Source organism: Methanobrevibacter sp. (assembly GCF_017409525.1).
GTDB lineage: Archaea > Methanobacteriota > Methanobacteria > Methanobacteriales > Methanobacteriaceae > Methanocatella.
On record NZ_JAFQSO010000009.1, the window covers coordinates 1 to 13,166 of the forward strand.

Annotated in this window: 14 protein-coding genes; 9 read left to right on the forward strand and 5 right to left on the reverse strand. The window is 37.6% G+C overall.

What is annotated here, in order from left to right; translation table 11 throughout:
- Window positions 1-304: 304 nt before the first annotated feature.
- Window positions 305-1,003 carry a TIGR00297 family protein gene (locus IJE64_RS04210; RefSeq protein WP_292782795.1) on the forward strand — a complete coding sequence of 233 codons (699 nt, stop codon included), beginning with the start codon at window positions 305-307 and terminating at the stop codon, window positions 1,001-1,003.
- A 2-nt stretch (window positions 1,004-1,005) separates the two neighbouring features.
- Here IJE64_RS04210 and IJE64_RS04215 read toward each other — a convergent pair whose 3' ends face one another.
- A complete protein-coding gene (locus IJE64_RS04215) occupies window positions 1,006-1,821 on the reverse strand; it encodes a hypothetical protein (protein ID WP_292782492.1) in 816 nt (271 codons plus the stop codon).
- A gap of 243 nt (window positions 1,822-2,064) precedes the next feature.
- On the opposite strand from IJE64_RS04215, the gene IJE64_RS04220 reads away from it, so the two are divergent.
- From IJE64_RS04220 to IJE64_RS04230, 3 genes are all read left to right on the forward strand, one after another.
- Window positions 2,065-3,303, forward strand: coding sequence for a 2,3-bisphosphoglycerate-independent phosphoglycerate mutase (locus IJE64_RS04220; RefSeq protein ID WP_292782495.1), 1,239 nt, complete (start codon window positions 2,065-2,067; stop codon window positions 3,301-3,303).
- Window positions 3,304-3,312: 9 nt separating this feature from the next.
- On the forward strand, window positions 3,313-4,650 hold the full coding sequence (glmM, locus tag IJE64_RS04225; RefSeq protein ID WP_292782498.1) for a phosphoglucosamine mutase: 1,338 nt from the start codon (window positions 3,313-3,315) through the stop codon (window positions 4,648-4,650).
- Between the two features lie 127 nt (window positions 4,651-4,777).
- Complete coding sequence (locus tag IJE64_RS04230; protein ID WP_292782500.1) at window positions 4,778-4,966, forward strand: type II toxin-antitoxin system RelE/ParE family toxin; 189 nt, start codon at window positions 4,778-4,780, stop codon at window positions 4,964-4,966.
- 154 nt (window positions 4,967-5,120) lie between these two features.
- On the opposite strand, the gene IJE64_RS04235 is transcribed toward IJE64_RS04230, so the two are convergent.
- A complete protein-coding gene (locus IJE64_RS04235) occupies window positions 5,121-5,840 on the reverse strand; it encodes a DUF4012 domain-containing protein (protein WP_292782502.1) in 720 nt (239 codons plus the stop codon).
- A gap of 165 nt (window positions 5,841-6,005) precedes the next feature.
- Window positions 6,006-6,173 (reverse strand): rubredoxin, encoded by a 168-nt coding sequence (locus IJE64_RS04240; protein WP_292782505.1) that lies wholly within the window; start codon window positions 6,171-6,173, stop codon window positions 6,006-6,008.
- 169 nt (window positions 6,174-6,342) lie between these two features.
- On the opposite strand from IJE64_RS04240, the gene glmU reads away from it, so the two are divergent.
- From glmU to IJE64_RS04265, 5 genes are read left to right on the forward strand one after another with little or no spacing between them, the layout of a single operon-like run.
- Window positions 6,343-7,626 carry a bifunctional sugar-1-phosphate nucleotidylyltransferase/acetyltransferase gene (gene glmU / locus IJE64_RS04245; protein WP_292782507.1) on the forward strand — a complete coding sequence of 428 codons (1,284 nt, stop codon included), beginning with the start codon at window positions 6,343-6,345 and terminating at the stop codon, window positions 7,624-7,626.
- A gap of 12 nt (window positions 7,627-7,638) precedes the next feature.
- Entirely contained in the window at window positions 7,639-8,121 is a 483-nt protein-coding gene (locus tag IJE64_RS04250) for a gamma carbonic anhydrase family protein (protein WP_292782509.1), read from the forward strand.
- Between the two features lie 2 nt (window positions 8,122-8,123).
- A complete protein-coding gene (hisC, locus tag IJE64_RS04255; RefSeq protein WP_292782798.1) occupies window positions 8,124-9,224 on the forward strand; it encodes a histidinol-phosphate transaminase in 1,101 nt (366 codons plus the stop codon).
- Window positions 9,224-9,934: an anaerobic ribonucleoside-triphosphate reductase activating protein gene (locus IJE64_RS04260; protein WP_292782512.1), complete on the forward strand. Its 711-nt coding sequence runs from the start codon at window positions 9,224-9,226 to the stop codon at window positions 9,932-9,934. Before hisC ends, IJE64_RS04260 begins: the two co-directional genes overlap by 1 nt.
- Window positions 9,935-9,951: 17 nt before the next feature.
- Window positions 9,952-11,088 (forward strand): tetratricopeptide repeat protein, encoded by a 1,137-nt coding sequence (locus tag IJE64_RS04265; RefSeq protein ID WP_292782514.1) that lies wholly within the window; start codon window positions 9,952-9,954, stop codon window positions 11,086-11,088.
- A gap of 174 nt (window positions 11,089-11,262) precedes the next feature.
- Here the strand turns inward: IJE64_RS04265 and glmM (IJE64_RS04270) are convergent, their stop codons facing one another.
- Together glmM (IJE64_RS04270) and IJE64_RS04275 are read right to left on the reverse strand one after the other, a co-directional pair.
- A complete protein-coding gene (gene glmM, locus IJE64_RS04270; protein ID WP_292782517.1) occupies window positions 11,263-12,627 on the reverse strand; it encodes a phosphoglucosamine mutase in 1,365 nt (454 codons plus the stop codon).
- 62 nt (window positions 12,628-12,689) lie between these two features.
- Window positions 12,690-13,091 carry an OB-fold nucleic acid binding domain-containing protein gene (locus IJE64_RS04275; protein WP_292782519.1) on the reverse strand — a complete coding sequence of 134 codons (402 nt, stop codon included), beginning with the start codon at window positions 13,089-13,091 and terminating at the stop codon, window positions 12,690-12,692.
- Between the last annotated feature and the right edge of the window lie 75 nt (window positions 13,092-13,166).

The window sequence follows — 13,166 nt, forward strand, 5'->3', positions numbered from 1 at the left end:
ATGATGTAAAGTTGTTTTTTAATTATATAAAAAATAAATTTAGTGGATTTTTAAAATTTACCTTAAATCCATTTGAAATTTTTAGTAATATCCATTTTAGTGATTAGTATTAACATAATCTGCTAATTTCGGACACTCCCGGTATAAAATTTGAAGCGGTTTTTTGTAAAACTTAAATGTCAAAAAAGTGTATTCTTTTCTCATTAACTTAAATTTTAAAAGTGTATTCAATTCATCCAAATCAAGTAATATTTTTATATGATTTTGAATAAAATTTTAATAAAAGTTGACTTTGTTGATGATTATGGTTGAAGAGGTAATGGTTAATTGGGTTTATGTAATCCTTTTGTTTATTTTGGGATTCATTACATATAGGCGAAAATCCCTTGATTTGTTCGGTTCCGCAGTCATGATTATCATGGGGATTGTGATTATTTTTTCAGCGGGAGTCAATTGGCTGATGCTTATCGTGCTGTTTTTAATAATGTGTCTGCTTGCAACAAGGTATTCTAAAAGATATAAACGCTCTTTAGGTCAGTTTGAAGGAAGAAGGACTTCCAAAAATGTCATATCAAATGGTGTTGTGGCATGCTTTATGGCGGCATTCGGAGGATATTATCTGCCGTTTGTTGGCGGATTCATCGGTGCAATCGCAACAGCAACTTCAGACACTTTGGCATCCGAGATTGGGGTTTTGGACCAGCACCCTCGATTGATTACGACTTTCCAAAAGGTGGATCCCGGCACTAACGGTGCCGTTTCAGTTCTGGGAACTGCTTCAGGCATTGTCGGTGCAGCAATCATTGGGATAGCGGCTTATCTGTTAGGAATCATGGCAAATCCGGTATCTGCAATTGCGGTTTCTATTATCTCCGGAACTGTAGGTTGTTTTATGGATAGTATTTTAGGTTCCCTTTTTGAAAACAGGAATCTGCTTACAAATGAGCATGTGAACCTGATTGCAACAATTGTAGGGGCAATTGTTGGAATTTTGTTAATCTAACTTTATTTTGATAGTATTGTTTTTTTTATAAAATTTATGTTTATGCCAGTCAAATCACTAATTTTCACTTCATCGAGCCCTTTATTGTACATGTTTATTACAATCTCTCTTTCTTTTTCATTCACTTTGTCTTGCGCGTAATCTTCTACTATTTTCATATTTCCACCAAGCAAATTTCTTATTGTCATGTTCAAATTTTCTGTTTCAACAAACTTGTCGGTTAATAATAATTCAATTCCTTTAATGAATTGTCCGATATCGTTGTTGAGATTGTCTATATTTGTTATTGTAATTGCCGTTTTTAAGATAATTTCTTCAATGTTCTCATTTGTTTTCATGAATGGAACTAAGCTAAGCTTTACTAATTCTTCTTTGCCTAGCACTTCTTTGTTTTCTATTTTATAATTTATCATATTTAAAAATTGATTACCGTCGTGATTGTGTAGAGAATGGATATATATTGGAAAAGAAGAATCTTTGTTTATCTTATACACTTTTGTCTTTTCTTTTTCGGTAGTGCTTAGAACATGTAATTCAATTTCTTTATTGTATTCATTTTTTAAATGGTCTATTAAAGCAGTATATAATCTAAATCTTTTTTCATCGTCGATGTCTACATAACTACTTTGAAATTCAATAATGAAAATTTGATTCTCGACTTCAAAAACTAAATCTGGTTTGTATATTTTTGGGTCAAGTATACTGAATTCAGTTTGATGAATCTCTTTAATTTCTCCTTTCAGATTCATTATTTTAAGAAGTGTCGGACCAAATTTTTGACCAACATTTTTAAAAATTAAATCTTCATGGAATTTCAAATGTTTCACCTCACATTCTTTTATTAAATTATTCTTTATTTTAAATTTAAATGTATTTAAACTTGTTTATTTAAATTTAAAGCATTTTTACAATGTTAAATAAATATTATGGACTAAAATAAATTTTGTTTTACTTTAAAATTAATCTGAGGATAATAAAATTAGGTAGTTAAATTTAATTTTTAAATAAATTATTTAACTATCAAAAAACAAAATTTATATTATTATAATTTAGGTGATATTATGAAGGGAATAGTCTTAATCATGGATGGTATGGGGGACCGTCCTATCAAAGAATTAGATAATCAAACTCCTCTTCAAGCTGCAAATACTCCAAACATGGATAAAATGGCCAAAGAAGGAATAACTGGAATTATGGACTCAATAGCTCCGGGCATCATTCCGGGAAGTGACACTGCGCATTTGTCAATTTTGGGCTATAATCCATATGAGGTATACACTGGAAGGGGTCCATTTGAGGCAAATGGCGTCGGTGTGGATGTCTTGCCGGGAGACATTGCGTTCAGATGCAATTTCTCAACTGTTGATGATGATTTAATCGTGACTGACAGGCGTGCCGGAAGAATCAAGGAAGGCACCAAGGAAATAGTCGATGAGTTAAACAAGATGGTCTTGGACGATTATCCTGACGTTAAAATTATTTTTAAAGAATCAACCGGTCATAGGGCAGTTTTGGTCCTTAGGGGAGAAGGGCTTTCTGGCAAGGTAAGTGATGCAGACCCTAAAGTCGAGGGAAACAAGCCGAAAGAGGTAAAGCCATTGGACGACACACCTCAAGCCGCAAAAACTGCAGATATCCTAAACAAATTGGTGGTGAAAACTTATGAAATGGTTAAGGATCATCCTGTGAACGTAAAAAGAATCGAGGAAGGCGAACCTCCAGCAAACATTGTTATCCCTCGTGGAGCCGGGGAGGTGCCTGTTGTAGAATCATTGAATGATAAATATGAAGTCAATTCAGCATGCATTGCGGAAACAGGGCTTATTATGGGCATCGGCAGGTTTGCGGGAATGGATATCATTGAAATGGAAGACGTCACAGGAGGGATTGACACCAATTTGGACAATATTCGAGATACAATAATCGACCAGGTTAAAAACTCAGAGCATGATTTTTTCCTCATAAACATTGATGGTGCCGATGAGGCGGGCCATGATGGACAGACAATGGAGAAAAAGGAATTCATTGAGAAGGTCGATGAGGTTGTGATGAGCGAATTGATCAAGCTTGAGGATGTTTACATTTTCCTGACAGCTGACCACTCAACCCCGATATCTGTAATGAACCACTCAGGAGATCCGGTGCCAGTGCTGATCAGGGGTCCTGAAGTAAGGGTAGATGATGTCGAGGAGTTCTCAGAAGTTGCCTGCGCAAAAGGAGGACTTAACAGAATCCGTGGGGCAGACGTGATGAACATTATGATGGACCTGATGAATTATGCCCATAAATTCGGAGCATAGGATGATAATATGGCGGCAAAAAAACTGTTCGGAACCTCAGGAATCAGGGGTTTGATAGGCTCTGAGGTAACTTGCGAGCTTGCATTGAATGTTGGAAAATCACTGGCATATTATTTGGGAAATGAAGGAACTGTCGTTATAGGTTATGATACAAGAACCACTAATGAAATGCTCGACCAGGCCATATGCGCAGGGTTTTTGGAAAGCGGAGTGAATGTGGTTAAAATCGGAATGGTTCCAACTCCATTGGTGGGTTACGCCACTGAAAAACTAGATGCAGATGCTGGAATAATGCTGACCGCATCCCACAACCCGTCCCCATATAATGGCATAAAATTATGGAATAAAAACGGAATGGCATACACTTCCGAGCAGGAAGCAAAGATTGAAGAAATCTATGCCAATAAGGATTATGTTTCCGTCAGTTGGGACAAAGTCGGTTGTCTAAGTGTCAATGAGGAAATCAAAGGCCAGTATGTTGATGATCTGGTCAGCATGGTTGACATTAAGGAAGGACTTAAAGTAGTCATCGATTGTGCATCCGGTGCCGGAAGCGAAATATCACCTTTAGTATTTAGAAAAGCCGGATGTGAAGTAACCACCCTAAATTCACAGCCGGACGGATTTTTCCCAGGAAGAAAACCGGAACCGAATGCAGAAAACCTTGGCAATCTGATGAAAACTGTAGTGGCTATCGGAGCAGACCTTGGAATAGCCCATGACGGCGATGCGGATAGGATGATCACCGTTGATGAGAAAGGAAACATCTCTCCATTCGATTCACTTTTGGCATTGATATCCAAGCAGTTCGACGGGGACATCGTGACAACTGTCGATGCAGGCCTATGCATGGATGAATCCGTAAAGGGCGAAGTCTTGAGAACCAAAGTGGGGGATGTAAATGTGGCTGAAGTAATCATTGAAAAAGATGCAAGTTTCGGCGGAGAACCGTCCGGAACATGGCTGCATCCGGATTTCTGCATGTGTCCTGACGGAATCCTTTCAGGTTTGAGAATGGCTGAAATAGTCTCAAGAGACGGTAAACTGTCTGACCTTTTAGATGAAATCCCGTCTTATCCTAACATCCGTGAAAAGATAACCTGCTCTAAAGAAGCTAAAATCAAAGTTATGGAAAATATGGAAGAGCTGCTCACCGATGCATTTGATGATGTCGTCGATGTCAATTCAATCGATGGGGTAAGGCTGACATTTGAGGATGACAGCTGGGTTTTGGTAAGGCCTTCCGGAACTGAAGACTATATCAGAATAACTTTGGAATCTCGCGATGGTGAAAGGGCAGAAGAGATTAAGGAAACCTGTGTAAAAATCATTAATGAAAACTTGTAAAGATGTTTTCTCATTTTTATATTCTTTTTTTTGACAATTGCTTCTTTTAAACACCATGATATTTAACACTTGTTTTTAGATTTGATGTGGTATTGATTGTAATATTTAACTGTTTTGGAAGTTGGCTATGAAAACAATTCGCATAACTGAAGAAGTCCACGGTAAATTAGCTCATTTGGCCTATAAAGAATCTGAAATGTCATTTAAAAGTAAAAAATGCACAAAATGTAAAAAGACAAGAGTTGGAATGTATAGAATTATATATTTCATTGATGAATCAAAAAAAGAGATTGAAATTGTCGATATTGGTCCTTGAAAAAATATTTATAAAAAATTGGATTGAAGTTATTTTAATTATTTCTATTAAAATGAAGTAAGTATTACTCAGTTCTAGCCGTTATTGTATTAAACATCAATATTTAAGGTTAAAATAAAAAAAAGTTCTTTAAAGAAGGTTGCTTCTTTAAAGATCAGTTCATTAAACTTTCAAGTCCTTTTGTAGCTAGTAATTTTGTAAATGAACCCTCAGGTTTCATGATAATGTTTCCATTATTGTATTCTTCAAGGGCCTTTTTAATCATTGTTTCCTTTTTGTCAGGATCTTTTGTGGCATTGATGATTGCTTTGGTCAATACCATTACCGCATCGCCTCTGGACATGTTTCCTTGAACATTGTCGTTGCCCGCATAACCGTTGTATGCATCATTTGAACGGATAATGTCAACAGCACTGAGGTTTGAGATTTCGCCATCCACATAGAGTGGTCTGATGGAATCAATGATGTTGTCGATACTTTCACTGTAAACGAGAACTACAGCATCGGCGTGCATTCCGGTATTATGTTCCACGATTTCCTTTGCGTATTCCATACCTTGGTCTGTTCCATCCCAAAGACAGTCGTGAAGAAGCATTTTTCCGTTAAGACCTCCAGGGGCAGGTTGTGACGGGTGAGCCATACCTCCAGGATATACTGGGGTATAATTGACAAAATGGCCTCCTTCCAGATGTACCATGAATGCCATATCTACACTTCCGTTTGGCTGTTCGCCCTTATCGGAAGCCAACACTAGGATATTCTTGTTTTCTGATGATAAGTCTGGAGTCAAGAATAGTGTTCCAGCAATTACGGTCAGCAATCCCAGAAGAATCACAAGAAGAATTGCAATAATCAGTTTTTTTCTTCGTCTCATTTTTTAATTCCTAATAGTTAAATCTTAAAAATTTATTTAGTATCATATAAGATATGTCATTGACTAGATTTGTTCATTAAATTATATAAATATTAGCTAAAATCCATTTAAATGTTAAAAAGAGAGTTGATGTTTAAAATTAAAAAAAAATTTAAAGAAGAAGATTTATTCTTCTTCTACAATGAAAGCATCTACTCCAAGAGCAGCGCATTCTGGGCAAACCCAGTCGTCAGGCATGTCTGCAGGTGTTGCTCCAGCAGGAATGTTGTAAGCAGGGTCACCTTTTTCTGTGTCAAATCTGTATTCGCAGTGTAAACATACATAGATAGTCATTTTAATAATCTCCTTAAAGTTTCACTATTAATAAATTAATAGCTAATTATAATTTGTCTATATTAAAACTATTATTTAAAATTACTTATTTGATTTAGTAAAGTTAATTTATAAGTTAGGAGTAAAACATATAATATTATTAGATAAGTTTTTATAGGGGATAGTCAAAGTGAAAGCAATTATTTTGAGTGCCGGTGAAGGTTCTAGGATGAGGCCGTTAACACTTACAAAGCCTAAAACCATGTTGCCGGTAGCTGGAAAACCAATCATACAATATAACATTGAATCATTAAGGAACAATGGCATAAAGGATATTTTGTTGATTGTTCGTTATAAGGAAGAGATGGTTCGCGAATATTTTGGCGATGGCAGTGAGTTGGATGTCAACATCACTTACAAAACACAGAAGGATTTTTTAGGAACTGCAAATGCGATTTCTTATGGTGAGGATTTCATCGAGGATAGTCTGATAGTCTTAAACGGGGATATTATCCTGGACGATGAGATCATCCATGAAATCATCAAGAAATACAACTATATGGCTCCAGACACATTGATGGTGTTGACTGAAGTGGAAGACCCTTCCGCTTTCGGTGCTGTTGAAATCGAAGACGGCAACATCAAGAACATCGTTGAAAAACCTAAAAAGGAAGAGGCACCAAGCAATCTCGTAAACACTGGTATTTACATATTCAATAAGGACATTTTTGAAAAAATCAAGAGCACGGAAATTTCTGAGAGGGGAGAATACGAAATTACAGATTCAGTGTCCTTGCAGATAGCTGATGGCAAAAAGGTAATCGGCCATAAAACCAACAAGGATTGGATTGACGTTGGTCGTCCATGGGAGCTGATTGAAGTTAATGAAGAGCTGATCAGCCAGCTGAAAACAGAAATTAGGGGTGTTGTCGAGGACGGAGCCCACATTCACGGGGAAATATTTCTGGATGAAGGAAGCATTATACGTTCTGGCGTTTACATTGAAGGGAATGTCTACATAGGCAAGAACTGCGACATAGGCCCTAACTCATACATCCGTGGAAATTCATATTTCGGCGACAGCGTGCACGTCGGAAATGCCGTTGAAATCAAGAATTCAATCGTTATGGAAAATACGAATGTCAGTCACTTAAGCTATGTTGGAGACTCAGTAATCGGTTCAAATTGTAATATAGCTGCGGGAACCAACATTGCTAATTTGCGTTTTGACAATCGTTCCGTTAAAACCAAAATCAAAAATCAAATGATAGATAGTGGAAGACGTAAACTGGGATCCATCATTGGGGATTCCGTAAAGACCGGAATCAACTCCAGTTTTTCACCGGGTGTAAAAGTAGGCCATAATTCCACTATAGGTTCTGGGGTTTTGTTATATGATGATGTCCCCTCCGATACTCGCGTATTGGTAAAACAGAATCATATCATACAAGATAAAAATAAGAAGAAAGAATAAATTGGCGATATTATGGAAAATAAAAAAGACTCTGTTATAATATGCCCAGGCGCACAGGTACTCGGAAATGTGGAATTAGGCGAGGATGTCTCTGTATGGCACGGTGCCGTAATAAGGGGAGACACAGACTCAATCACCATAGGAAACAATTCCAATGTTCAGGACAATTGTGTCGTTCATTGCACAAAAGGATTTCCTGTAGTCATTGGCGAAAACGTTTCTGTTGGCCATGGTGCTGTCGTTCATGGCTGTAAGTTGGATGATAACGTTTTAATTGGAATGAATGCGACAGTCTTAAACGGCGCTCATATTTCCAGGAATTCCATCGTTGGTGCAGGCGCTGTTGTAAGCGAAGGGAAGGAATTTCCCGAAGGCAGCTTGATTTTAGGAGTTCCAGCCAAAGCTATTAAGCAGCTTAGCGAGGAACAGGTAAAGCTTATTCAAGATAATGCGGACAATTATGTTAAACTTTCCAAACAGTATAAGGAAGATTAATGATGAAGGCAAGAAAGATTGTAGATGAAATGGATTCATATGTCCCCGGCAGGTCTCAGGACGAGATTGCTGAGGAATTTAATTTAAATAAGGATGAGATTATCAAATTGGGATCCAATGAAAACCCATGGGGGCCGTCCCCAAAGGCCATGCAGGCCATTCGCGATGAAATCAAATCCATAAACAGGTATCCTGAATCCCAGCTGAAGGAGCTTGTAGGCGAAATAGCGGATTATTCCGGGGTTGATGACAATCAGGTGATTATCGGCGGTGATGGTGCGGATGAAATCATTGACATTCTGGCAAAGACATTCATCAATGAAGGTGATGAGTTCATAGTGCCTTTGCCTTCCTACATGTACTATGAATATCTGCTCCAGCAATACGGAGCCCATCCGGTCTATGCAAGGTGGGATCTGGATAGGAACGAATTGGATGTTGATTCCATATTCGATGCGGTAACCGACAAAACCAAAATGATGTTTCTATGCACTCCTAACAACCCTACAGGCACACTAATCGAAAAGGATGTTTTAAGGGAGATAGCTTCTAAAAATCCTGAGGTATTGATTGTTGTCGATGAAGCTTACTTTGAATATTCCGAAGTCACTAATAAAGATTTAATCAATGAATTTGACAATATTTTTATCATTCGTACAATGTCTAAGGTTTTGGGTCTTGCAGGCATGAGGATAGGCTACGGCCTGGCCTGTCCGGAAATTATAGAATATATGCACAGAATCAAACCAGTATTTTCACTGACAAGACTGTCCTTTGTAGCTGCACTCAATACATTTCAGGATAAGGAATACATTAAGGATTCAATAGAAAAGGGAATTGAATCAAGACAGTATCTCTATGACGAACTATCAAAGATAGATTCCTTGAATGTGTTCCCGTCCAAGTCTAATTTCATGCTGATTGGCGTTAAGGACACAGGTTTTACTGCAAGCGAATTGGCTTTGGAATTGATGAAAAAGGGAATAATCGTAAGGGACTGCACTTCCTTTAAAGGGTTGGGCGAATATTGGATAAGAATCAGCATCTGCACCCTTGAAGAGGATGAGAAATTCATTGAAATCATAAAAGAGGTTTTAAACTAATGTATGTTGGCGGATCAGTAATATCTTCTGTTGAATTTCATGGAAATATGTCATTAGTCATTTTCATGTCTGGATGTCCTTTGACTTGCAGATATTGTCATAATGTGGAACTTTTGGATGACAAGACCGATAAATCATTTGAAGAAATCAGACATGAAATCGATTCTTCAGCGGATTTTCTTGATGCGGTTGTGATTTCTGGCGGTGAGCCATTGCTGCAGCTGGACGCATTAATCGAGATATTTACTTATGTTCGCCAGTTAGGATTAAAAACAAAATTGGATACAAGCGGTATTTATCCAGATAAAATCAAGCAATTATTGGATTTGAAACTGTTGGATTTCGTTTCGCTTGACGTCAAGACAACATTCTCAAAGTATAGAAAAATAACAGGTTCCAATGTCGGTTTTCAGGTTAAAAAATCCATGGAGCTAATTAATGCCGATGAGAATGTTCATCTGGAAGTGAGAACCACTTATGTTCCAACATTGCACACCAAAAAAGACATTGTTAATTTGGTCGATGAGATTGAAGCGGACATCTACACGATTCAGCAATTTAGAAATAAGAATGTGTTGGATCCTGCTCTTGAGAAAGTAGAAGTTCCAAACCCTCATGATTTGGAAAAGTTGGCTCGTGAAATCAAACCATTTTTTGACGGTCAGGTCAAAGTCAAATCAGCAGAATTTGGAGAAAGGGTAGTTGAGTAAAATTAAGGAGGGGTCAAATGCCGATTTTGTCATTTTCAAGTAATGATATTGATGTAATCACTGGTAAAAAGACCAGAACAATACGTAAAGCATGGAAGACTCCACTTAAGAAAGGAGACAGGCTTTACTGCTACTGGAATCTGGTTTCAAAAGAGAAGATGAAAATCTTTGAGGCATTGGTGACTGATGTTGAGAATATTCCTTTTAGAGAAATTAAGGATGATGATGAATTGGCCGCTAGAGAGGGCTTTAAAGATTCTTATGACATGCTGAGGGAATTCAAAAAGATGTATGGTGGCCAGATCGATGATGATGATGAATTCCAGATAATCTATTTTGAAAAGCTTGACATTGATGATTGGAAAGGCGACAAGATAGACGAAAAGGCAATGATTACCAAAAGGGCAGACATTCTTTTTGACAGCGGTAAGTTCGATAAGTCCACAATGTGTTATGAAGCCGCTTTAAGGCTTGACCCGGATGATGTTTATCTGCTCAATAAGCAGGGAGATAATCTATCCAGGCTGGGCAAATTCGATGAAGCCATAGGATGTTATGACAAGGCATTGGAATTCGAGCCTGACAATGAGTATATCCTAAACAATAAGGCCATTGCGCTCCTGAATGCAGGAAGGATTGATGAAGCATACAAGGCCAGCACAATTGCATACAATTTCAGGCCAAGCAGTCCGATTGTATTGTATTGGAGAGGGTTCATCCTGGAAATGCTTGGAAGGTATGATGCAGCATTGAGGGTTTATGACAAGCTCATTGTAATCGATGGGGAAAATCCTGAAGTCTGGAATGCGAGAGGAAACCTGTTGACTGATATGGGCATGTTGGAAGAGGCTATTCAATCATTTGATAAGGCTGTGGAAGTATGTTTGGATGACTCCGAGATGGATGCGGCTGCAATCAACAGGATGGGCAATGCTTACATCGATTTGGGTAAATTTGACGAAGCTCTTGAATGCTTTAACAAAGCAATATCCTTAGAAAAATATAACATTGATTTTTTACTTAACAAGGGTGTTGTTTTAATGGAATTGGGCAAATTTGAAGAGGCGGTTGATAGTTTCAACAAGGTTCTTCTCAGAAATCCCGATAATGAGGATGCATTTTTCCTAAAAGAAGAATGTTTGGAAAACTTTTAATCTTTTCTATTTTTAAATGTAGATGTCATTGATGTATTACGTTATTTTTTCGCCAAACTCATTTTTTTTAAAAATAGCATTAACTTAAATAATATTTTTTTAAGGTAGGTTCGTTTTAATTATATCTTAAATCGATATAATTAAAACAAAATTAGTGATGGTTTTCGTGTTGGATTATTTTTTATATTTTTTGATTAAATCGATTCCCCAATCAGTCATTTCATCAGCTTTCTGCTGTGAGTCTGACTCGGCAAAGCATCTGAAAATTGGTTCTGTTCCTGATGGTCTGATGATTACCCAGCCATCATCTTTCAGGATTTTAACGCCGTCTGTTAAGTCTAACTTGAAGTCAGTGGTATTTTGAATTTCTTCTGCAATGCTGTTCATGACATGTTCCTTTTGATTGTCAGGGCATTCGATTTTCATTTTGCTTGCGTAATAAACTGGAAGCTCCGCCACTAACTCGGATAATGGTTTTTTCTCTTTAGCGATGGTTTCCAGGATTTTAGCAACAGTCATTACTGCATCCCTTCCATAAACGAAGTCTGGGAAAATAAGTCCTCCATTTTCTTCTCCACCAAAAAGACCATCCTCGTCCTTGAGCTTACGGGCAACAAGCAAGTCTCCAACAGCAGTGGCTATTACTTCACCATTGTATTCGTCTGCAACGTCATAAATTGCCTGGGAGGTTGCAACGGTTGTGACAATGATTCCGCCGCCGTTCTCTTTAAGCATCTGTTTTTCCACAAGGGTGAATGTCTTGTCGCCTAAAACAAAGTTTCCTTTCTCGTCAATGCAGATTGTCCTGTCTGCATCGCCGTCGTGCGCAAGACCGATATCAGCATTCAATTCCTTCACAACACTGATTAGCTCTTGTAGGTTTTCTTCAATAGGTTCCGGGTCACGGCCTGGGAAAAATCCGTCGGCCTGTGAGTTTAAAGTAGTCACTTCACAGCCAAGTTTTCTAATTAGGTATGGTGCAGTGTAGCATCCGGCACCACTTCCGCAGTCAACAACGACTTTTAATTTTGCTTTGCGTATTGCATCGACATCCACTTTGGATATTGCTTCATCAACATATTCCTCAATAACCTTGTTGTTGTGGTAAATTTCACCGATTTCAGACCAGTGCGCTCTTTTTGGCTCTTCATCAAAGTACAACTTTTCGATTGCAAGGTCCATTTCATCTGGTATTCCAATACCGAACTCATCTAAAAATTTAAGCCCATTGTATTTTGGAGGGTTATGTGAAGCGGTAATCATTACTCCTCCGTCATAATATTTGCGGACTGCATATTGAACACCTGGTGTAGGCAGGATTCCTAAATCCACTACATCGCATCCGCTTGATAAAAGTCCTGCTTTTACAGCTTCCTTCAACATAGGAGTTGATGTTCTTGTATCTCCTCCAACAGCCACGGTTCCTTGAATCTGTGTACCGTAGCAGGCCGCAAGTCTTGATGCGAACTCAGGAGTCAAGACATCATTTGCAGTTCTTCTAACTCCAAAAGTTCCAAATAATCGTTTTTTATCAGACATGGTTTAATTTCCTATAATTTTAATATACCCTTATTTTTGAATTTTAATCAATAAAAAGCTATTTATTGATTTTTGATTTTTAGGCTGTCACCATTCGATAAAATTATTTCCAGCTCCGAATTATATTCGGTTATTTTTCCTGTAACCTCAACTTTCCTGTCTTTGAAGTCCTCAATGTCAAGATTATTCGATTGTATTTCAGCTGCCTGATTTTCGAATATTATTAGTTGCATCTGGCCAGTCCCATCATTAATTGTTAAAAAATAACTGCTTCCTGATGAGGATTTTGCTATTTCGCTAACGACACAGTCAACAGATACCTCTTCATCTATCATTGAGCGGGTTATGTCCTCAATCTTTACTTTTTTAACTTCAATCGTTGGCGTAAGTATCAACAGGCCGATTATTCCAATGAGAGAAGTTATCAATGCTATTCTTAGTAATTTGTCATCTGTAATTTCCATGTATCTTCATTGGTTTTAATTTTAAAAATAGTCGATAGGATTTTATTTTGTAAAATTTATTTGTGGTTAAAAATT

What these genes read in the sequence shown, in the direction of transcription:
- hisC (WP_292782798.1), top strand. Translation starts at nt 8,124, where the DNA reads ATGAAGGCAAGAAAGATTGTAGATGAAATGGATTCATATGTCCCCGGC.
- IJE64_RS04220 (WP_292782495.1), top strand. Translation starts at nt 2,065, where the DNA reads ATGAAGGGAATAGTCTTAATCATGGATGGTATGGGGGACCGTCCTATC.
- IJE64_RS04260 (WP_292782512.1), top strand. Translation starts at nt 9,224, where the DNA reads ATGTATGTTGGCGGATCAGTAATATCTTCTGTTGAATTTCATGGAAAT.
- IJE64_RS04210 (WP_292782795.1), top strand. Translation starts at nt 305, where the DNA reads ATGGTTGAAGAGGTAATGGTTAATTGGGTTTATGTAATCCTTTTGTTT.
- IJE64_RS04250 (WP_292782509.1), top strand. Translation starts at nt 7,639, where the DNA reads ATGGAAAATAAAAAAGACTCTGTTATAATATGCCCAGGCGCACAGGTA.
- glmM (WP_292782498.1), top strand. Translation starts at nt 3,313, where the DNA reads ATGGCGGCAAAAAAACTGTTCGGAACCTCAGGAATCAGGGGTTTGATA.
- glmM (WP_292782517.1), bottom strand. Translation starts at nt 12,627, where the DNA reads ATGTCTGATAAAAAACGATTATTTGGAACTTTTGGAGTTAGAAGAACT.
- IJE64_RS04230 (WP_292782500.1), top strand. Translation starts at nt 4,778, where the DNA reads ATGAAAACAATTCGCATAACTGAAGAAGTCCACGGTAAATTAGCTCAT.
- IJE64_RS04235 (WP_292782502.1), bottom strand. Translation starts at nt 5,840, where the DNA reads ATGAGACGAAGAAAAAAACTGATTATTGCAATTCTTCTTGTGATTCTT.
- IJE64_RS04240 (WP_292782505.1), bottom strand. Translation starts at nt 6,173, where the DNA reads ATGACTATCTATGTATGTTTACACTGCGAATACAGATTTGACACAGAA.
- IJE64_RS04265 (WP_292782514.1), top strand. Translation starts at nt 9,952, where the DNA reads ATGCCGATTTTGTCATTTTCAAGTAATGATATTGATGTAATCACTGGT.
- IJE64_RS04275 (WP_292782519.1), bottom strand. Translation starts at nt 13,091, where the DNA reads ATGGAAATTACAGATGACAAATTACTAAGAATAGCATTGATAACTTCT.